The sequence below is a fragment of the Streptomyces jeddahensis genome, assembly GCF_001642995.1.
Lineage (GTDB): Bacteria > Actinomycetota > Actinomycetes > Streptomycetales > Streptomycetaceae > Streptomyces > Streptomyces jeddahensis.
Map to the genome: position 1 here is coordinate 83,641 of NZ_LOHS01000092.1, position 20,177 is coordinate 103,817.

Sequence of the window (20,177 nt, forward strand, 5' to 3'; positions counted from 1 at the left end):
CGCTCGCTCTACGCGTCGAAGACGACCGGGCTGCCTTCCCGGCGGGCCTGGCCCGCGGAGTAGGTCACGGTGTGGACCCTCTCCCCCGCGTCGTCGACGAGGGTGATGGTGCCACCGCGGTTGCCGAGCTGGAAGCCGTCGGCGGCGGTGACCGTGACGGTGGCGCCCGGTTCGAGGCGCTGCGCGGGCAGCGCCACGCGGTGCCCGTTGCGGTCGGCGAGGTACCAGCCACCGAGGTCGACCACGGACGGCGAGTCGTTGACCAGCGTGACGGTCTCGGTCTCGGGCGCCGGGCCCTCGGGGTTGACCATGGCCGAGCGGATGCGCACGGCGGGGGCGGGGCCTTCGCCCGAGTCGCCGGGCTGCCCCGGGTCGGCGGGCTGTCCCGGGTCGGCGGGCTGTCCCGGGTCGGCGGGCTGTCCCGGGTCGGCGGGGCCGCTGGGGTCCGCCGGGTCGCTCGGCTGGTCGCCCGGCTCCTCGGCGTGTCCCGTGGAGTCGTCGGTGGTCCAGGACTGCGACTGGAAGGCGAGGAAGACGGCGATCCACTGGTCGTCGCCGGGCAGGTGGATCAGCAGGCCGCCGTCCTGCCAGACCCCGTCCTGGTCCTCGAAGCGCTTGCTGTTGCCCTGGTTCATGTGGACGTCGTGGACGCCGTTGCCGGGCTCGAAGCCGAAGATCTTGTCCGGCGTGTCCTCCTCGGGGCCCCAGCGCTCGCCGAACACGTAGACGGCGGCGGAGTCGTCCTCGATGGCGCGCCTGACATGCTCCTCGAGCACATCGGCCAGATCGTTGTCCGCGCCGGGCCTGTCCGCCGGAAGCTTCCTCATGTGCTCGCGGTCGAGCAGTTCACCGCGTACGTAGTCGAGGGCGGCCCCGCCCTCACGCGAGGGCAGGTCCGTCCAGCCGCTGCCGGCGGCCGGGAGCTTCCCGGTCACGGCGTGGCTGAAGCTCTCGTCGACGAGATACAGCAGCTCCGAAGGGGCCTGTTGCGACTTGACGTTGACAGCGGCGCGGTAGTGGGTGCCCGCGTCGTCGACGAGGTGTATCTGGAAATGGGGGGTGTCGTCGGCGACGCCCTCGCGACGTCGGTCGACGGCACGGGCGGCGAGCACGCCGTAGCTCTTCAGCGGCATGTGGTGTTCTTCCTCCAGCGTTGGGGCAAAAGTTGCCCGTCTGGAGTACATCGGTGAGCGTGCCGCGCACCCCAGTTGACACGCTGTCGATCCGGTGAACACCACATGCACCTTTTGAGGACGGCCTGTCAGTGCGCGGCGGGGTGGCCTTCGGCTCGAACTACCCGTCCCCGTACGGCATCAGGACCGCCCAGGTCAGCGCACCCTTCCGCGCGGTTTCAGCGGCACCGTCGGCAGCGCGGGAGCGGGCAGCCGACCCCCGTCGTACCCCTTCACCTCGCCGAAGCGCATGCCGCTCATCCAGTCCTCGCGGGCCTGCTCGATCTCCTCCTGCGTGCGCCCGATGAAGTTCCACCACATGATGAGTTCTTCCTCGAACGGCTCGCCGCCCAGCAGCATCAGGCCCGCGTCCGACTCGGCGCGCAGCGGCAGTTCGGAGCGGCCGCAGCCGAGGTACAGCATCGAGCCGGGCAGGACGGGCACGCCGTCGACATGGGCCTCGCCGGACATGGACAGCACGGCGTACTCGAAGTCGGGCTCCAAGGGGAGGCGTACGTCGGTGCCGCTCGTGAGAGCGAGGTCGGCGCCGACGATCGGGGTGTAGGTGGAGCCCGGTGAGGTGGCGCCGTCGAGGGAGCCGAGGATGAGCGTGGCGGTGAGGCCGGGGGCCGTGACGGCGGGCAACTCCGGGTGGTACTCGAACCGCGGGGCGATGTGCCGGTGGGTGTCGGGGAGGGCCACCCACAGCTGGGCTCCATGCAGGAACCGCGGGTGCTGCCGGGGGCTCTCCTCGGAGTGGCTGATGGCCTGGCCGGAGGTCATCAGGCCCAGCTCGCGCGGGCGGATCGTCTGGAGGCTGCCGGTCGAGTCGCGGTGCAGGACCTCGCCCTCGTGCAGCCAGCTGACCGTCTGCAGGCCCATGTGCGGGTGCGGCGGGACCTGCATGCCCGGCTCGTCGGCGATGTCGTCGGGACCGTAGTGGTCGACGAAGGCCCAGGCGCCGACCATACGGCGGCCGAGGTTGGGCAGCAGGCGGCGGACCTCGGTGGATTCACCCAGCGTGACCCGCCGGGGGCTGAGGAGTTCGCGCACCGGCTCGGCGACGACGAACCCTCGGCCACCGCACAGGGCGGGAACTGCCTCGCGGTCGAGATTGCTCATGGGGCCCAACCTAGACCTGCAAGGCGTCCGCGTCAGCGCGTATCGGTCGGTATCAGTCCGCACCGGTAGTGGAATTTTTAACCATCAGGGGTGGTTACGGGCGGTCGAGGAGGTCAAGTCGACATGGAGTACATGCGCGGCACGGAGTACGTGGGCGGCATCGAGAGCGAGTACGTGGGCGGTATCGAGAGCGTGGGCCACAGGGAGTACTACGGGCACGGGACGGCTGCGGAGCGCTGGGAGCGCGCGCAGATGTTCTTCGACGCCAAGGAGTACGCGGCGGCCGCGCGGATTCTCGACGGCCTGGTCGCCGAGGTCCCGGAGCAGGTCGCGCCGCGACTGCTGCTGGCACGCGCGTACTACCACTCGGCCCAGCTGCGCCGCGCCGAGACGGAACTGCGCGCGGTCCTGGAGCGCGACCCGGTCGAGACCTACGCCCGGCTGATGCTCGGCCGCACCCTCCAGCGCCAGGGTCGCGACGCGGATGCGGCGCCGCACCTGCGGATGGCGGCGGCGCTGTCGGGGGACTTCGGGGCCGGCGAAGCGTAGCCACGGCCGGCAAAGGCGGTTGCCGACAACCGCCTTTGCCGGCAGCGCAGAGCCGCAGCCGTTGCAGCTACGGCTACGCGTCCCGGTACGCCTCCAGCAGCCGCAGCCATACCTCGCTGATCGTCGGATACGAGGGGACAGCGTGCCACAGACGGTCGATCGGGACCTCGCCGGCGACCGCGATGGTCGCCGAGTGGATGAGTTCGCCGACGCCCGGACCCACGAACGTGGCGCCGAGCAGCACCTCCCGCTCCAGGTCGACGACCATGCGGGCGCGGCCGCGGTAGCCGTCGACGTAGAGACCGGCGCCCGCCACGGCGGACAGGTCCTGGTCGACCGCGCGTACGCGGTGGCCCGCGCGTTCGGCCTCGGCGAGGCTGAGGCCGACCGCGGCGGCCTCCGGGTCGGTGAAGACGACCTGCGGTACGGCGGCGTGGTCGGCGGTGGCCGCGTGGGCGCCCCAGCGGTCCGTCTCGAGCAGCGGCACGCGCTGCGCCCGGGCGGCGATCGCTGCGCCCGCGATGCGCGCCTGGTACTTGCCCTGGTGGGTGAGCAGGGCACGGTGGTTGACGTCCCCGACCCCGTACAGCCAGGAGCTGTCCTCGACGCGGCAGCTGTCGTCGACGGTCAGCCACGATCCGGGCTCCAGGCCGACGGTCTCAAGGCCCAGGTCGTCGGTGCGCGGGGCACGGCCGGTGGCGAAGAGGATCTCGTCGGCCTCGATGCGGTCGCCGCCGGACACCTCGACGGTGAGCGTGGTCCCGTCACGGGACACCGAGGTCACGGATGTGCCGGTCCGTACGTCGGCGCCGGCTTCCTTGAGCGCCTCCGCGACGAGCTCACCGGCGAAGGGCTCCATGCGCGGCAGCAGTCCCCCGCCGCGTACGAGCACCGTGACCTGGGAGCCGAGCGCCTGCCAGGCCGTGGCCATCTCGGCGCCGACGACTCCGCCGCCGACCACGACGAGGCGGCCCGGCACATGGTCCGCGCTGGTGGCCTCGCGGCTCGTCCAGGGGCGGACCGTGTCGAGACCGGGCAGGTCGGGGAAGACCGCGCGGCTGCCGGTGCAGACCGCCACGGCATGCCGGGCGGTAAGCAGGTGCTCCGTGCCGTCGGGTGCGGTGACGGCGACGCGCCGGGGGCCGTCGAGGCGGCCTCGGCCGCGGTAGAGCCGGGCTCCGATGGAGTCCAGCCAGGCGACCTGTCCGTCGTCCTTCCAGTGGGAGGTGTAGTAGTCGCGGTGCGCGAGCACGGCGGGCGCGTCGAGGGGACCCTGCACGGCACCTCGCAGTCCCGGCGTGCGCCGGGCGTCCGCGCGGGCGATGACCGGCCGCAGCAGCGCCTTGCTGGGCATGCACGCCCAGTACGAGCACTCGCCGCCGACCAGCTCGCTCTCCACGACCGCGGTGCTGAGCCCCGCCGCGCGCGTTCTGTCCGCGACGTTCTCCCCCGTCGGTCCCGCGCCCAGCACGATGACGTCGTACGCGATGGCTTCGGTCATACGGGCCAGTCTGGTGCCAGGTGTGCCGTGGGGCCACACGGGTACGTGCGCGGAATACGCCCGGAATAGGCCGTGCACGCCTCCGGTTGTGCACAGCGGCTTCGCCACCGACCAGGAAGAGGGAACATCCCATGAGCAGCACCGTGGAGCTGACGAAGGACAACTTCGACCAGATGGTCACGGACAACGAGTTCGTCCTGATCGACTTCTGGGCGGAGTGGTGCGGGCCGTGCCGGCAGTTCGCGCCGGTCTACGAGAAGGCCGCGGAGACCAACCCCGACCTGGTGTTCGGCAAGGTCGACACGGAGGCGCAGCCCGAGCTGGCCGCCGCCTTCGGCATCCAGTCCATCCCGACGCTCATGATCGTCCGGGATCAGGTCGCGGTGTTCGCCCAGCCCGGGGCGCTGCCCGAGGCCGCCCTGGACGACGTCATCGGGCAGGCCCGCCGCCTTGACATGGATGCGGTCCGCAAGTCGATCACCGAGGCGGAGCAGCAGGCGGAAGGGCAGCAGGGCTGAGCGACCGCGCCCAGCCCCGCGCCTCCGTACGCCCCGCAGCGCCGGCCGTCAGAACGGGTAGCCCGCCACGTCCCCGCGCACCGTCGTCCAGCGCACCTCGGTGAAGGCCTCCAGGTTGGCCTCGCCGCCGAAGCGGGCACCGGTGCCGGAGGCCGCGATGCCGCCGAAGGGCGCCACCGCCTCGTCGTTGACGGTCTGGTCGTTGATGTGGGCGATACCGGTCGGGATGCGCTCGGCGAGGTCGAGGCCGCGCGCGGTGTCGCGGGTGACGATGCCGAGCGACAGGCCGTACGGGCCGGCGGAGGCGAGCGCCGCCGCCTCGTCGGCCGTGGTGAAGGACCGCACGGGCGCGACCGGGCCGAAGACCTCCTCCGCGTAGGCGGGCGTGTCGTCGTCGACTCCGGCGAGGACCGTGGGCCGGTAGAAGAGCTCCTGGTGCGTGCCGCCCGCGGCGACCTTGGCGCCGCGCGCGGCGCTGGCCTCCACCAGGCCGTGGATCTTGGCGAGCTGGTTCTGGTCGATGATCGGGCCGAGGTGGACCTGCTCGCGGTGGGGGTCGCCGACGGCGAGTGAGTCGGCCTTGGCGGCGAGCCGCTCCACGTACTCCTCGTACAGCGAGGCGTGCACGAGGTGGCGGCCCGTCGTCATGCAGATCTGGCCCTGGTGGAAGAAGGAGCCCCAGGCGGCGGTGGAGATCACCGCGTCGATGTCGGCGTCCTCGAGGACGACGAGCGCCGAGTTGCCGCCCAGCTCCAGGTGGACGCGCTTGAGGTGGCGTCCCGCGGCCTCGCCGACCGCGCGGCCGGCGGCGGTGGAGCCGGTGAAGGAGATGACGGGCACGTTCGGGTCGGCGACGAGCGCCTGACCCGCCTCGGGACCGCCGGGCAGGACGTGCAGCAGGTCCTCGGGCAGCCCGGCCTCGGCGAAGACCGCGGCGAGGGCGAGGCCGCCGCAGACGGCGGTGCGCGGGTCCGGCTTGAGCACGACGGCGTTGCCGAGCGCGAGAGCCGGGGCGACCGAGCGGATGGAGAGGATCAGCGGGGCGTTGAACGGCGAGATGACGCCGACGACGCCCGCCGGGACGCGGCGCGTGTACGACAGCCGGGGCGCCTCGGTGGGCAGCACCTGACCGGTCGGGCGCGAGGCCAGCGCGGCGGCCTCGTAGCACTCCTGGGCCGCGACGTGCAGTTCGAACTCGGCCTTGCCGGGGATCGAGCCGGACTCGCGCACGATCCACTCGCGCAGCTCGGCGGCGTGTGCGGCGAACAGGTCACCGGCGCGGCGCAGCACCGCGGCGCGTTCGAAGTGCGGGGTGCGGGCCCACGCGGTCTGGGCGGCACGCGCGTTCACCGCGGCCGCCGTGACGTCCTCGGCGGTGGCGAGCGTGACGGAGGCCAGGGTGTCGCCCGTCGCGGGCTCGGTGACGGCGTACTCACCTCCCGACAGTGCCCGGGACTGCCAGGTCTTCGGGTCGAGCAGGGGCATGACGGCTCTCCGATCGGTCAGTTCGTCGAGGGAGGTCCCGTTCGCACATCGAGGGGAAGTCCCGTGTGGCCAGGGGCCGGTTCGGCGGTTGCGGGGCGGGATGCCGCGATGCGCCGCAGGCGCGCACGGTACGCGGTGCTCTCAGGCATCCCCCCTGGTTGAGCACTCAACATGTTAGTCATCCCGTTCGAAAATGGTGTCGCCGGCGGCACTCTCCGCCGGCATAAGTTGCGGTGATGCTCGATGAGTTCCGGCGAACCGGACGATCATGCTCATACGTGCGGCGCACCACGGCCTCCGGCCGCATCATGGCGCCCGGTGCGCGCTCACGTCGATTCGCGAGGGACGGGGGTCACGCCGAGCACCTTGTGGACCTCGGGCGGCGCGCCGGGGTCGCGGACGGCGCGGTCGACGATCTCCGCCAGCTCTCGTCCGGAGGGCAGCTCGATCCGTACGGTGCTCAGCCGGGGCCGCAGCAGCCTGCCGAGCATGAGGTCGTCGGCGCCCATCACGGCGGTCTCGTCCGGTACGCCGATCCCCTCGTCCTGCAGGGCACGCATCAGCAGCATCGCGTACTCGTCGTTGTACGCGAACACGCCATCGAGGGCGAGCCGCCGCCAGCGCCCGGCGAGCCGGGCGGCCGATCCCTCGTCGTAGGCGAGCGGCACCTCGGTGATCTCGGCGCCCGTGCCCTGTGCGGCACGGCGTACGCCTTCCAGACGGGGCAGCGAGTAGGCCTCCAGGCCCGGTTCCTCGGGGACGACGACGCCGATGCGGCGACGGCCGCGTGCGAGGAGGTGGTCGCCCGCGCAGCGGCCCACCGCGCGCTGGTCCATGAGGACCGCGTGGGCACCCTCGGTGCGCTCCTGGCCCAGGGTGATGACGGCTCGCACACCGGAGCGCTTCAGGACGTCGACGCCCCGCGCGCCGAGGCGCGCGCTGAACGTGCTGTACGTCAGGACGGCGGCCGGCCGCAGCTCCGCCCAGGCCCGGGCGGCCTGGTCGCCGCTCTGACCGGCGCTGCCGAACTGCACGACGGTGTAGTCGAGACGGCTGAGCGCCCAGTGGAGTTCGTTGAACAACCCGCTGTACAGCGGGCTGGCGACCACCTCCGGGGCCGGCATCAGCACCATGCGGGTGTGCCCGGCCCGCAGACTGCGGGCCGCCGCGTGCGGCACGTAGCCGAGCTCCCTGGCCGCCTCGCGGACCCGGCGCCGGGTGGGTTCACTGATCCGCACCGAGCTGGTGTTGTTCAGTACGTAGGAGACGGTGGCCCGCGAGACTCCGGCGAGCCGCGCCACGTCGGCACTCGTGGGGACGGACCGCTCCACGGCCTTACGGGGAGTGGTTCGCCGCGGGGGCTGTGGCACTTCGGGGCCGTGTGGTGCTTCCTCGGGCTTCCGGCGCCCCACCGGGTACGGTGTCGCCTCCTCCGTCGGGCGCCGCCGCGCGGGCCTCCGTACGGAATCGGGTGATGCCGCGTGGTCATCCGGCGTCGCGCCGAATGACTGCTGTGGCATGGACTGCTGCTTCGGTATCTGCACGTTCCCGCCCGGAGTTCTCGGTCCAGGTCTGCCGATGACGGATGGCATCTTTGCATGCCGGAAGCCGGGTGGCGCGCCGAAGCCAGGCTCCGTCCGGGAAGCAACCGGGAACCGCTGTACTCCACGCCACCTCGCGGGAGTTCACGCCGCCCTGGGCACCTTAGGGCCCGGTCACCGTACGCTGTGACCGTGGACGAGGCGTCGATGGTCGGGCTGATGGGGCGGGTCACCGGCACGGTAGGGCCCGGGCTGGTCGGCGAGGTGATCGTCCGTGTCCGTGGTGGCGCCGAGCACTTCCTCGCCTATCCTGCCTCGGCCGAGGACCGGATCGAGACGGGCACGGTGGTGATGATCGTGGAGTACCTGCCTCCGCGCACCGTGTACGTGACGGCCGCCTACGACGGTTGACGACGGCCGGGTTCCTCGCGACGACCGCTCGTACCAAGGAGACCGCCCTTTGTGCCAAGGGCGTTGACGGCCTTCGTCAAGATTGCGACAAGGATCCGTCAGCGTCTTCTCCGCGGCTCTGAGCAGGAGCACACTCCCGTTCGTCCGGTACCGACCGGGTACTGGAGGCAAAGGGGGCGTATGCCGGTGTTCGTCGGCGTCGTTGCGGGGGCCGCAGTCGCTGCTCTCGCCGTTCTGATCGGTCTGTTCAAGCTCATGTGGCGGGTGGCGGAACCGAACGAGGCACTGATCATCTCGGGCTCCACGCACCGCACCGAGGGGCTCGGTGAGGGCATGGGGTTCCGCATCGTCACGGGTCGCGGCACGCTCGTCCTGCCGGGCGTGCAGGCAGTGCGCAAACTGTCCCTCGATCTCAACGAGACCGAGCTGTCCGTGGACTGCGTCACCCACCAGGGCATTCCGCTCAAGGTGCGGGGCGTGGTCATCTTCAAGGTGGGCGACGACTTCGTGTCGATCGCCAACGCGAGCCGCCGCTTCCTCGACCAGCAGAAGCTGATGGCGGAGCGGGTGCACAACGTGTTCGCGGGTCATCTGCGGTCCATCGTGGGCGGCTTGACGGTCGAGGACATGATCCGCGACCGCGAGAAGCTGACCGGCCAGACCCGTGCCGCATGCGGCACGGAGATGGAGAAACTCGGGCTCATCGTCGACTCGCTGCAGATCCACGAGATCGAGGACCCGACCGGATACATCCAGAACCTGGCCATGCCGCATGCCGCCGCCGTGCAGCGCGACGCGCGGATCGCGCAGGCCGAGGCCAACCGCCTCGCCACCGAGGCCGAGCAGCAGGCCGCCGCGCGGATGGCGGAGGCGACCCGGGACAGCGAGATCCTGCAGGCCGGATACCAGGCCGAGCGCGACAAGGCCGCCGCCAAGGCCCGGCAGGCCGGTCCGCTCGCCGATGCCGGGGCCCGCCAGGAGGTCGTCGTCCAGGAGACGCGGGTCGCCGAACTCGAGGCGCACCGGCGCGAGCAGCAGCTGCAGGCCGACGTACGCAAGCCCGCGGACGCCAAGGCGTACGAGAAGCGGACGCTGGCCGAGGCCGAGCGCGACGCCCGTATTTCCGCCGCGCAGGCGAAGGCCAAGGAGACGGAGCTGGCGGCGAGCGCTGAGGCGACCCGGGTCAAGACGGCTGCCGCGGCCGAGGCCGAGGCGACCAAGGCGCGGGGCGCCGCGGCGGCCACGGCGACCCGTGCGACCGGTGAGGCGGAGGCCGCTGCGGCACAGGCCAAGGGCCTGGCGGCGGCTGAGGCAACGCGCGCCAAGGGACTCGCAGAGGCCGAGGCGATCAAGGCCCGGGCGGCCGCGCTCGCCGAGAACCAGGAGGCGGTCGTCGCCCAGCAACTCGCCGAGAACTGGCCCGAGATCGTGGCGGCGGGCGCCGGCGCCTTCAACAGCGTCGACCACATGGTCCTGCTGAACGGTGCCGACGGTATGTCGGACATGTTCGCCAAGGCGCTCACCATGGGCGGCACGGGTCTCGGCCTCGCCCGTCAGCTGCTGTCGACCATGAACCAGAACGGCGGCGCGGCGAACGGAGCCGCCGCGCTCAACGGGCTCGACGGCGTCACGCCCGCGCCCCGATCCGCATCCGCATCCGCACCCGCACCCGCACCCGCACCCGCTGCACGTAAGGAGAAGGTTCCTGTGACGGACGACGAACCGTCCGACGGGAAGTAGGGACCTGGTGGGCCAGAGGAGTTGACGCAAGGCGGCGGGGTCGGCGTGCCAAGGGCGCCGGCCCCGTGCCACGTGTGCCGTCGGGAGGACCCGCCCTCCGGGCGCGGGGGCGCAGGTTCTACCGTGACCCGCGTGACTGACTCCACCGCAGACGCGCGCATCGACGACACCCCGGGCCGCTTCGGCCCGACCGCGACGACCGAGGCCGAGCCGCGCCGGGTGGGCCGGGTGCGCACCGAGTACGCGCCCGCCCACGACGGCGATCCCGATCCCGGTGAGATCGTCTGGACCTGGGTGCCGTTCGAGGAGAACGACGGGCGCGGCAAGGACCGCCCGGTGCTGGTCGTCGCCCGCGAGGCGGCCGGCACGCTGCTCGCCGTACAGCTGTCGAGCAAGCGCCACGACCACGACCGGGAGTGGGTGCCGATCGGCCAGGGGCCGTGGGACCGCGAGGGACGCGACTCGTGGGTGAACATCGACCGGGTGCTGCGCGTGCACGAGCGCGGGATGCGGCGGGAGGCGTGCGCGCTGGACCGGATGCGTTTCAACCTGGTGGTGCACCGCCTGCGGGAGCGCTACGGCTGGCGCTGACCCGGGGGCGGACGGTCCATCTTCTGGCCCGTCTTCTGGGCCATCTTGGGCCCGACTTCTGGCCCGACTTCGGGCCCGTCTCCGCAGGTCACGGGCCTCCGCCCCGCCTCCAGGCTGCTCGCCCCGGCCACCTCGATTACCGTGGTGGGAGCGGTGACCGTCGACATCTGCCGGGTCCACCCGTACCGGACCCGGTGCCCATACCGGTGGTGTGCTGCGCGCTGCCACGCAGCCGGGAACTCGTGCGCGTCGCCCGTCTCCCCCGTCTGGCCCGTCTCCCTCGTGAACGCCCCGTGAGCGCCTCATGACCTGTCGTGCAACAGACCTTCTCCGTACGAATCCGACCCTCGGGGCACTCTTGTGCGATCCGCTCACAGGGGTTTGGGTGGGACGAGCGCTGCCGTTCCGGTCCACCCACGGCCGGGGCGGCTGCATGGTTCCCGACCGGAGAACCAGGCCGACCTGAAGATCAGGAGGATCCCGGCATGTCCGAGGGAGACTGTACGGATCTCGCCCCGAAGGTCACCGAGGCCGACGTGGAGGCGCTGGTCCACGGCATCTGCTTCAAGACCGGCCCGCCCCGCTCGGTCGGTGTCGAACTGGAATGGCTCGTCCACGACGTCCACGGCTTCGACCATGCCGGTGACCGCCTGCCACGGCACCCCGTACCGCCCGTACCGCCCGCCCGCCTCGAAGCGGCGTACGCCGCAGTGCGGGCCCTGCCCCTGCACTCCGCACTCACCGTCGAACCCGGCGGCCAGCTGGAGCTCAGCTCGCTGCCCGCCGCATCGCTGATGGAGTGCGTCACGACCGTGTCGGCCGATCTGTCGGCGGTACGGACGGCGCTCGGCCCCCTCGGCCTCACCCTCACCGGGCTCGGCACCGACCCGTGGTGCCCGCCGTCCCGGCTGCTGCACCAGCCCCGCTACGACGCGATGGAGACGTATCTCGACCGGGCGGGGACCGCCGGCCGCCACATGATGTGCTCCTCGGCGTCCGTACAGGTGTGTCTGGACGCCGGGTACGAGGAGCCGGGGCCGCTCGGCCACGGCCGCCGCTGGCGGCTGGCGCATCTGCTGGGGCCCGTGCTGGTCGCGGCCTTCGCCAACTCGCCGCTGAGTGCGGGGCGTCTGACCGGGTGGCGGTCGACGCGGCAGGTGCTGTGGGCCGACATCGAGCCCGGCCGGTCGTCGGCGCCACCGCTGGACGGGGACCCGCGGACCACATGGACCAGACACGTGCTGGACGCGCCCGTGATGTGCATCCGGGCGGAGGACGGCCCGTGGGCCGTGCCGGAGGGGCTGAGCCTGCGCGCGTGGGCCCGCTCGGGCGAGCCACGTCCGCCGACCCGCGAGGACGTCGACTACCACCTGACGACGCTGTTCCCGCCCGTACGGCCGCGCGGCCATCTGGAGCTGCGCATGATCGACGCCCAGCCCGGCGAGAACGGCTGGATCGTTCCGCTCGCCGTGACGACCGCGCTGTTCGACGATCCCGAGGCGGCCGAGACCGCGTATCGCACCGTCAAACCCCTGTCCGAACGCGCGGGCCCGCTGCCCGCACCGCGTAACGAGCTGTGGCTCAGCGCCGCGCGACAGGCCCTGCACGATCCCGAACTGCACGAGGCCGCCGTCATCTGCTTCGCCGCCGCACAGGAGGCGCTGCCCCGCCTCGGTGCCGACGAGGCCGTGCGGGACGCGGTCGCGGCCTTCACCGACCGCTACGTCGCACGGGCACGCTGCCCCGCCGACGACCTGCTGGACCGGCTCGATCTGCCCGACCAGCCCGAACGGCTCGGTCAGCCCGCACTGCTCGACCGGCCCGAACTGCTCGACCGAGATCACGTGCACGGGAAGGACGCCCGCCCATGACCGAGACCGTCGCGACCGACGACCAGGATCCCGAGACCCTGCGGCAACGCGCCTTGTCGGCGCTGCTCACCGCGCGCGACCGCACCGCCCTGCTCACCGGCTGCGTCGAGGACCCCGATCTGACCGCCCAGCACTCGCCGCTGATGTCCCCGCTGGTGTGGGACCTCGCCCACATCGGCAACCAGGAGGAGCAATGGCTGCTGCGGGCCGTCGCGGGGCAGGAGGCGATACGGCCGGAGATCGACCCGCTGTACGACGCGTTCGAGCACCCTCGCGCCGAGCGCCCCTCGCTTCCACTGCTGCCGCCCTCCGAAGCCCGTCGGTACGCGGCTGAGGTGCGCGGCCGGGCGCTGGACGTCCTCGAGCGCACCCCCTTCGAGGGTTCGGCGCTGACCCAGGCGGGCTTCGCTTTCGGGATGATCGCCCAGCACGAGCAGCAGCACGACGAGACGATGCTGATCACGCATCAGCTGCGCAAGGGACCGGCCGCCCTGTCGGCGCCCGACCCGGAGCCCCTGTCATCGCCGTACACCGGACCGGCCGAAGTCCTCGTCCCTGGTGGCCCCTTCACCATGGGCACGTCCACCGAGCCCTGGGCGCTGGACAACGAGCGGCCCGCCCATGTCCGGCTCGTCCCGCCGTTCTTCATCGACACGACTCCCGTGACGAACGCCGCGTACCAGGCGTTCATCGAAGACGGCGGCTACGACGACCCGCGCTGGTGGGCGCCGGAGGGCTTCACGCACATCAAGGCCCACTCCATCACCGCTCCGCTGTTCTGGCGCCGCGAGGGCGGGCAGTGGCTGCGGCGCCGCTTCGGGGTGACCGAGGCCGTGCCGCCGGACGAGCCGGTGCTGCACGTCGGCTGGTACGAGGCGGATGCGTACGCGCGATGGGCGGGCCGGCGGCTGCCCACCGAGGCCGAATGGGAGAAGGCCGCCCGTCACGACCCCGGCTCGGGGCGTTCGATGCGCTACCCGTGGGGTGACGCCGATCCGACGCCGGAACGGGCCAACCTCGGCCAGCGCCATCTGCGTCCGGCGCCCGCGGGCAGCTATGCGCTCGGCGAGTCGCCGCTCGGCGTGCGGCAGTTGATCGGCGACGTGTGGGAGTGGACGGCGAGCGACTTCCTGCCGTATCCGGGGTTCGCGGTGTTCCCGTACCGGGAGTACTCGGAGGTGTTCTTCGGCTCCGAGTACAAGGTGCTGCGCGGCGGTTCGTTCGCCGTCGACGCGGTGGCCTGCCGCGGCACGTTCCGCAACTGGGACTATCCGATCCGGCGGCAGATCTTCTCGGGCTTCCGCACCGCCCGGGACGTCACGCCCGGGGACGGGGTCGCGGACGGCCTGGTGGACGGCGTCGCCGGCAGCAGGAGGACGGAGGGCGACGCGAACGGCCGGACGGGGGGCGCCTGATGTGCCGGCATCTGGCCTACCTGGGGCCGCCCGTGCCGTTCGGCGATCTCGTCGTGGCACCACCGCACGGCCTGTACCGCCAGTCGTGGGCGCCGCGGCACCAGCGGCACGGCACCGTCAACGCCGACGGATTCGGCGTCGGCTGGTACGCGGAAGGGGACCCGGTGCCCGCCCGGTACCGCCGGGCGGGGCCGGTCTGGGGCGACCAGCCGTTCGCGGACCTGGCGCGGGTCGTACGCACCGGGGCGCTGCTCGCCGCGGTACGGGACGCGACCGTGGCGAGCGCCGACGCAGAGGCCGCGGCGGCGCCGTTCGCTGCCGGTCCCTGGCTGTTCAGCCACAACGGCGCAGTGACCGGCTGGCCGCGCTCTCTCGCCGTACTCGCCGGGGAGCTGCCGCCCGCAGAGCTGCTCGCGCTGGAGGCACGCAACGACTCCGCGCTGGTGTGGGCGCTGGTCCTGCACAAGCTGCGTAACGGCGACGAGGAGGGGCAGGCGCTGGCGGACACGGTCCTGGAGGTGGCGGCCGCCGCCCCCGGCTCCCGCCTCAACCTCCTGCTGACCAACGGCGAGACCATCGCCGCGACCGCCTGGGGCGACACCCTCTGGTATCTCGCCGGGCCCGGCGGCCGCACCGTCGTGGCCTCCGAGCCGTACGACGACGATCCGCAGTGGCGCGAGGTGCCCGACCGGACGCTGCTCGCCGCAAGCCGCACCGACGTCCTGCTGACGCCGCTGAAGGACCCGGAGGAGCCGGAGGAGCCGGAATACCCACAGGTACATCCCCAAGGAGCCCCGGGGACCGATCTTCATCAACCCCTGAAGACCGAGGAGCCGACTGCGTGAGCCCGTTCCATCTGACCCGCACCCTGCCCGAGGACGCCACGGACGCGGCCCTCCGCGCCGACGTCCTGCACGGCCTCACCCGTAACCCCAAGACGCTGCCGCCCAAGTGGTTCTACGACGCGCGCGGCAGCGCACTGTTCGAGCAGATCACCGAGCTCCCGGAGTACTACCCGACACGCGCCGAGCGGCAGATCCTGATCGCCCGGGCCGCGGAGATCGCCGAGGTCACCGGTGCCCGGACGCTCGTCGAGCTCGGCTCCGGCTCGTCCGACAAGACGCGCCATCTGCTCGACGAGCTGCCGGACCTGCACACATACGTCCCGGTGGACGTGAGCGAGAGCGCTCTCACGCAGGCCGGGCAGGCGCTCCTCGCCGAACGCCCGGGGCTGAACGTGCACGCTCTGATCGCCGACTTCACGAACGGCCTCGCACTCCCCGACACGCCCGGACCGCGGCTCGTCGCGTTCCTCGGCGGCACCATCGGCAATCTGCTGCCCGCCGAACGCGCCGGGTTCCTCGCCTCCGTACGCTCGCTGCTGGCACCGGGCGACGCGCTGTTGCTGGGCACTGACCTGGTCAAGGACGAGTCCGTCCTCGTGGCCGCGTACGACGACGCGGCCGGGGTGACGGCCGAGTTCAACAAGAACGTGCTCGCCGTCGTCAACCGGGAGCTGGGCGCCGACTTCGACCCGGCCGACTTCGCCCACGTCGCCCTGTGGGACCGCGGCAGCGAGTGGATCGAGATGCGCCTGCGCGCCCTGCAGCCGCTCACCGTGAAGATCCCCGCGCTGGACCTGGCGGTCGATTTCGAACGGGGCGAGGAGATGCGCACGGAGGTCTCGGCGAAGTTCCGCAAGGACGGCGTGTCGGCCGAACTGGCCGCCGCTCGGCTGGAGCTGACCCGCTGGTGGACGGATACGGCGGGCCGGTTCGCGTTGTCGCTGAGTGTGGCGCGGTGAGCGTCCCTGCCCACCAGCCCGTCCCCCGGCGGGTCCCGGTGCCCGCCTCGCGCGCCGGGGCCTGGTGGGGCACGGTGGAGTAAACCGGCCCGGGAGCCGGTCGAGAGGAGCAAGCCAGATGACGAACCACACCTATCGGGTCACCGAGATCGTCGGCACCTCCCCGGAGGGTGTCGACCAGGCCATCCGCAACGGCATCGCCCGGGCCAACGAGACGCTGCGCCACCTCGACTGGTTCGAGGTGACGCAGGTCCGCGGTCAGATCGAGAACGGCGAGATCCAGCACTACCAGGTGGGGCTCAAGGTGGGGTTCCGCCTGGAGGACGGCGACTGAACCGAGACGCCGGGCAGGCTCTTTCAGTGCGTCACGTACACGTAGTACGTCACGTCCGTCCCTCCCGCTCCTGCGCGTCCTTCAGGTCCGCCGATGGTGTGGCCCAGCGCGCATGTACGACGGTGAAGCCCGCGCGCCGGGCCTCTTCGCAGACCAGTTCGTCGTCGTCCACGAGCACGCGGACCTCCCGGTCGCGGGCGATGCGCCGGAGGATCGCCATCTTGGTGAAGCGGGCGGGGCGGCGGTCGTCGTTGCGGCGCATCCAGATGCGGCCCTCGGGCAGTCCGTGTGCGGCCAGCCAGGCGACGGTGTCGCGACGGCACCGTTCCGGGCGGCCGGTCAGGTAGACGATCTCGCACTCCTCGGCGCTCGTCAGAGCCAGCGCCACGCCCTCCGCCAGCGGCGGGTCGTGCGGGGCCGCCGCGAAGAAGGCGTCCCAGTCCCGCGGCCTGCGCTCCAGGAACCGCTGGCGGTGCGCGGTGTCCGCGAGGGTGTTGTCCAGGTCGAACACGGCGAGTGGTCTGCTGTTGTCCGTCACGGGGTCAGCGTAGGGACTGCGGCGCGGGACATGTGGCTCGGCCCCGGCTGCGGGGTCTTGCAGCAAGGCACCGGCTGCAGGGTCCTGCCGGGGTGCTCATTCGGCACCCTCCTTGCTCCGCGGGGCGTGCGCGGTGAAACGGAAGGAGGCCAGCCGGAAGTCGCCGTGCAGGGTGAGGCACAGGTCGTGGTGGCCGTCGCCCACAGTCGCCGTCGCGGCGGTCACGGTCGTCCAGGTGTGGTGGTCGCCGGTGACCGGTACGGCGATCTCCGTGAGGAGGTGGTCTCCCGCCCGTATCTCCAGTCGTGCCTCGCCCTGGCCGGTGGCCGCGCGCGCGACGTCGGCCTCGAAGTGGGACGCACCGGACAGGTCAACGGAGCGGAAGAGCAGGGTGGCGGGGTGAGCGGGATCCGCAGGGGCGACGGCATCGCCCTTGACGCGGGTGGCGTCGACCAGGGTGATGTCGGTGTAGTCGTCGAAGTCGACGGCGAGGGTGTGCCGGCCCACCAGTGCGCGCGGTGGGGGTGAGACACCGGTCACGGTGAGCGGTGTGCTGAGGACGATGTCCTCGGCCGAGCGGGCGACGAGCACCTCGTAGCGGCCCGGATCGACGGTGAAGGCGCCTGTGGTGACGTCCCAGTGCGCCAGTCGTTCGGCGGGCAGACGGAAGGTCACCTCCCGGCTCTGCCCCGGGTCGAGCCGTACCTTGTGGAAGTCCGCGAGCCGGAGCCGGGGCGCCTCGTAGCGGGCGTCGACCGCCCGGACGTAGAGCTGGACCACCTCGCTCCCGGACCGCGTGCCCGTGTCGGCCAGGGTCACCGAGACGTCCACCACCCCGTCCTGAGCCATGACCGCCGAGGACAGCCGCAGGTCACGGTAGGCGAAGCCGGTGTAGGACAGGCCGTGTCCGAAGGGGTAGAGGGGTGCGGCCCGGTGGTACTGGTACGTCCAGCCCGCCTTGATGATGTCGTAGTCGAGCGGGTGCGGCAGTGCCTCGTCGCCCCGGTACCAGGTCTGCGGCAGCCTGCCGGCGGGGTCGGCCGCGCCGAGCAGAACGGCTGCCAAGGCTCGGCCCGTCTCCTGTCCGCCGTGGGCCGTCCACAGCACGGCCGGCAGGTGGGCGTCGGCCCAGTCGACGGCGTAGGGGTAACTGCTCATGACGACGAGTGCGGTCTCCGGGCGGACCGCGGCGACCGTGCGCAGCAGCGCTTCCTGGGTCTCGGGCAGGGCGATTCCGGTACGGTCCTCGGTCTCGCGGCCGTTGATCATCGGGTGGTTGCCGAGGACGACGATCGCCACGTCGGCCTGCTCGGCGGCGGCACGTGCCTCGGCCGCGCCGTCGCGCAGCAGTTCGCGATGCCAGCGCTCGGCCGTCTCGGGGGTGGCGGCGTTGACGCGCACCCGGCCGTCGGCGGGATCGAGGGCGGCGTAGCGGCCGGTGCGCACGTTGCGGAGCAGAAAGGTGTCGCCCTCGCCGTCCGGGGCGGGCTCCAGACGGAAAGTCTCGTTGACGAACCAGTTCTTGAGATGCGTCCGGTCGGCGGCGAGCGAGGCGTCGTCCTGGAGGCCGAGGTAGCGGCCGGTGCCGGCCTCGCACAGGGTGAGGACGCCGTCGCCCCACTCCTGGACGTCGAACGCGGTTCCGCCCAGCGGCTCGCCGGTGCTGCGGGAGAGCAGCTTGATGCGGTCGGCGCCCGGCACGCAGAGCACCTCGCCGCTGCCTTCGAGCGCGCCTTGCAGGCCGGCCGCGATGCCGACCTGGTACGGCAGGGTGCCGCTGTACCAGTCCTCGTACAGCGTGTCGGCGTGCGGCCCGATGACGGCGATCCGCGGTGCTCGCTCAGGGTTCAGGGGCAGCAGGCCGTCGTTCTTGAGCAGTACGACCGACTCCGTCGCGGCGCGCAGGGCCAGGGCGCGGTGTTCGGGGCAGTCGATCACCTCCGGGCCGATGCCGACGTACGGGTCGAGGTCGGGGTCGAACTCGCCGAGACGGAACCGGAGTTGCAGCTGGCGGCGCACCGCCCGGTTCACGTCCTCCTCCTCGATCAGCCCGCGCTCCAACGCCTCCCGCAATCGGCCGATCACGGTCGCGCTGTCCTCCCGGTGTTCGGTGAAACTGTCGATACCGGCCTTCAGCGCGGCGGCATGGGACGTGGCGTGGTCCTCGAAGTAGTGCTCCAGTTCCACCAGGTTCCAGGGCGCTTCCTCATCGCTGACCACGAACAGTTCATGGCCGGTCCGCCGGGCCCAGCGCCGCAGTTCGTCCTCGATGAGCGGACTCACATGGCAGGGGCGGCCGTTGACGAGGTTGTAGGCGGCCATCGCGCCGGTGGCCGCGCCGGAGGCGATGATCGGGCGGAAGGCGGCCAGGTCGTACTCGTGCAGTACGCGGGGGCGCAGGCCGGAGGAGGTGACGCAGCGGTCGTTCTCGTTGTTGTAGGCGAGGAAGTGCTTGAGCACCGGCGCGGCGCGCAGGTATTCCGGATGGTCGCCGGCCAGGCCCCGGCAGTAGGCGGTTCCGAGGCGCGCGGTGTGCAGCGGGTCCTCGGAGTAGCCCTCCTCGTTGCGGCCCCACCTCGGGTCGCGCAGCAGGTTCACCACGGGCGACCAGATCTGCAGGCCGTTGGTGCCGGACCCGGTCGGGGTCGGCCGGTGCCGGTGGAAAGCGCGCGCTTCGACCGAGACGGCCTCGGCGACGGCGCGCACCAGATCCTCGTCCCATGCGGCGCCCAGCCCCACGGCCTGGGGAAAGACGGTCGCCACCCCCAGCCCGGCCACGCCGTGCAGCGCCTCTGTTCCGGTGCGGAACGAGGCGATGCCGAGGCGCGGGACGGCCGGGACGTACTGGTGGAGCATGGCGAGCCGCTCCTCCAGGGTGAGCCGGTCCAGCAGGTCGTCGACGCGCTTGCTCATCGGAAGCGCGGGGTCGCGGAAGGGCGACGGGGCGGCGGATGGGGACAGAGAAGCCACGAAACGGATCCCTCGGCAAGCGGGTGCGGATGTCGGGTTGAGAGTGATTGTCGAAGCGCATCGACGCTGTCATTGCCGCTGCAAGGCTGTCAATGGACCATGGCTGAGAAACTTTCCTCGTATCCCGCCCCTTGTTTCGCATGAAAGATGTCCGTTACCTTCCCCATCGAGGTGAAGCGCTTCGACACTCCGGGGGAAGGGCCGCTACCATGACGCACGCGTTGAACCGCCAAAGCTTCGTAGGCGCAGCGGCGCAGAAGGACGTCGGCGCACCATCATGGTGACCATCGCCGACGCGGCGAGACGCGCGGGCATCTCGCCCAGCACGGTCAGCCACGTTCTCAACCACATGCGTTCCGTGACGGAACTCGGCCACCCCGATGCCGACACCAACGCGCCAGCCCGCCGCCTCTTCCGCAACATCACACCGGCATCAACCGCAGGCCCGCGGGATACGTCGAGCGCACCCTCACCGGCTTCCGCGAGCGCGCCACATCTCGCGCAGCGGTCGACCACATGATCGGCCGACTGACCGCCACCCTGCGCGGTGAGCGGCCGAAGGACGAACAGGCCCTGTTCACACATTTACTGACGATACGTCAGAGCACGGGACGA

Annotated in this window: 18 protein-coding genes; 11 read left to right on the forward strand and 7 right to left on the reverse strand. The window is 71.9% G+C overall.

Features of this window, described 5'->3' with window-relative positions:
- Positions 1 to 8 precede the first annotated feature (8 nt).
- Both STSP_RS21440 and STSP_RS21445 read right to left on the reverse strand, forming a co-directional pair.
- Positions 9 to 1,133, reverse strand: a complete 1,125-nt coding sequence (locus tag STSP_RS21440; protein ID WP_067280489.1) for a DUF2278 family protein — start codon at positions 1,131 to 1,133, stop codon at positions 9 to 11.
- 195 nt (positions 1,134 to 1,328) lie between these two features.
- Positions 1,329 to 2,294, reverse strand: coding sequence for a pirin family protein (locus STSP_RS21445; RefSeq protein WP_067280492.1), 966 nt, complete (start codon positions 2,292 to 2,294; stop codon positions 1,329 to 1,331).
- 252 nt (positions 2,295 to 2,546) lie between these two features.
- On the opposite strand from STSP_RS21445, the gene STSP_RS21450 reads away from it, so the two are divergent.
- Complete coding sequence (locus STSP_RS21450) at positions 2,547 to 2,843, forward strand: tetratricopeptide repeat protein (RefSeq protein WP_067280544.1); 297 nt, start codon at positions 2,547 to 2,549, stop codon at positions 2,841 to 2,843.
- Between the two features lie 73 nt (positions 2,844 to 2,916).
- Here STSP_RS21450 and STSP_RS21455 read toward each other — a convergent pair whose 3' ends face one another.
- A complete protein-coding gene (locus tag STSP_RS21455) occupies positions 2,917 to 4,344 on the reverse strand; it encodes a dihydrolipoyl dehydrogenase family protein (protein WP_067280495.1) in 1,428 nt (475 codons plus the stop codon).
- A gap of 131 nt (positions 4,345 to 4,475) precedes the next feature.
- Here STSP_RS21455 and trxA point away from each other — a divergent pair, with 131 nt between their 5' ends.
- Positions 4,476 to 4,862, forward strand: coding sequence for a thioredoxin (gene trxA, locus STSP_RS21460; RefSeq protein WP_067280497.1), 387 nt, complete (start codon positions 4,476 to 4,478; stop codon positions 4,860 to 4,862).
- A gap of 48 nt (positions 4,863 to 4,910) precedes the next feature.
- Here trxA and STSP_RS21465 read toward each other — a convergent pair whose 3' ends face one another.
- Both STSP_RS21465 and STSP_RS21470 read right to left on the reverse strand, forming a co-directional pair.
- Positions 4,911 to 6,347 (reverse strand): benzaldehyde dehydrogenase, encoded by a 1,437-nt coding sequence (locus tag STSP_RS21465; RefSeq protein ID WP_067280500.1) that lies wholly within the window; start codon positions 6,345 to 6,347, stop codon positions 4,911 to 4,913.
- A gap of 326 nt (positions 6,348 to 6,673) precedes the next feature.
- A complete protein-coding gene (locus tag STSP_RS21470) occupies positions 6,674 to 7,717 on the reverse strand; it encodes a LacI family DNA-binding transcriptional regulator (protein WP_408646340.1) in 1,044 nt (347 codons plus the stop codon).
- 378 nt (positions 7,718 to 8,095) lie between these two features.
- On the opposite strand from STSP_RS21470, the gene STSP_RS21475 reads away from it, so the two are divergent.
- From STSP_RS21475 to STSP_RS21515, 8 genes are all read left to right on the forward strand, one after another.
- Complete coding sequence (locus STSP_RS21475; protein WP_078067383.1) at positions 8,096 to 8,299, forward strand: hypothetical protein; 204 nt, start codon at positions 8,096 to 8,098, stop codon at positions 8,297 to 8,299.
- A gap of 180 nt (positions 8,300 to 8,479) precedes the next feature.
- Positions 8,480 to 10,039: an SPFH domain-containing protein gene (locus STSP_RS21480; RefSeq protein ID WP_107441365.1), complete on the forward strand. Its 1,560-nt coding sequence runs from the start codon at positions 8,480 to 8,482 to the stop codon at positions 10,037 to 10,039.
- A gap of 123 nt (positions 10,040 to 10,162) precedes the next feature.
- A complete protein-coding gene (locus STSP_RS21485; protein ID WP_408646341.1) occupies positions 10,163 to 10,630 on the forward strand; it encodes a type II toxin-antitoxin system PemK/MazF family toxin in 468 nt (155 codons plus the stop codon).
- A 485-nt stretch (positions 10,631 to 11,115) separates the two neighbouring features.
- Positions 11,116 to 12,501, forward strand: a complete 1,386-nt coding sequence (egtA, locus tag STSP_RS21495; RefSeq protein ID WP_078067374.1) for an ergothioneine biosynthesis glutamate--cysteine ligase EgtA — start codon at positions 11,116 to 11,118, stop codon at positions 12,499 to 12,501.
- Entirely contained in the window at positions 12,498 to 13,916 is a 1,419-nt protein-coding gene (gene egtB, locus STSP_RS21500; RefSeq protein WP_078067375.1) for an ergothioneine biosynthesis protein EgtB, read from the forward strand. The genes egtA and egtB overlap by 4 nt, the downstream gene beginning before the upstream one ends.
- The gene (gene egtC, locus STSP_RS21505; protein ID WP_078067376.1) at positions 13,916 to 14,761 is read left to right on the forward strand and encodes an ergothioneine biosynthesis protein EgtC; all 846 of its coding nucleotides are present in this window, start codon (positions 13,916 to 13,918) and stop codon (positions 14,759 to 14,761) included. Before egtB ends, egtC begins: the two co-directional genes overlap by 1 nt.
- Positions 14,758 to 15,720, forward strand: a complete 963-nt coding sequence (gene egtD / locus STSP_RS21510; RefSeq protein WP_067280509.1) for an L-histidine N(alpha)-methyltransferase — start codon at positions 14,758 to 14,760, stop codon at positions 15,718 to 15,720. The genes egtC and egtD overlap by 4 nt, the downstream gene beginning before the upstream one ends.
- A 118-nt stretch (positions 15,721 to 15,838) precedes the next feature.
- Positions 15,839 to 16,054, forward strand: coding sequence for a dodecin (locus tag STSP_RS21515; RefSeq protein WP_067280512.1), 216 nt, complete (start codon positions 15,839 to 15,841; stop codon positions 16,052 to 16,054).
- Between the two features lie 49 nt (positions 16,055 to 16,103).
- Here STSP_RS21515 and STSP_RS21520 read toward each other — a convergent pair whose 3' ends face one another.
- On the reverse strand, positions 16,104 to 16,592 hold the full coding sequence (locus STSP_RS21520) for a phosphatase domain-containing protein (RefSeq protein WP_067280514.1): 489 nt from the start codon (positions 16,590 to 16,592) through the stop codon (positions 16,104 to 16,106).
- A 96-nt stretch (positions 16,593 to 16,688) separates the two neighbouring features.
- Positions 16,689 to 19,505: a glycoside hydrolase family 3 protein gene (locus tag STSP_RS21525; RefSeq protein WP_078067377.1), complete on the reverse strand. Its 2,817-nt coding sequence runs from the start codon at positions 19,503 to 19,505 to the stop codon at positions 16,689 to 16,691.
- A gap of 334 nt (positions 19,506 to 19,839) precedes the next feature.
- Between STSP_RS21525 and STSP_RS41280 the strand changes: the two genes are divergently transcribed.
- The gene (locus STSP_RS41280; RefSeq protein WP_078067378.1) at positions 19,840 to 20,082 is read left to right on the forward strand and encodes a LacI family DNA-binding transcriptional regulator; all 243 of its coding nucleotides are present in this window, start codon (positions 19,840 to 19,842) and stop codon (positions 20,080 to 20,082) included.
- Positions 20,083 to 20,177: the final 95 nt, after the last annotated feature.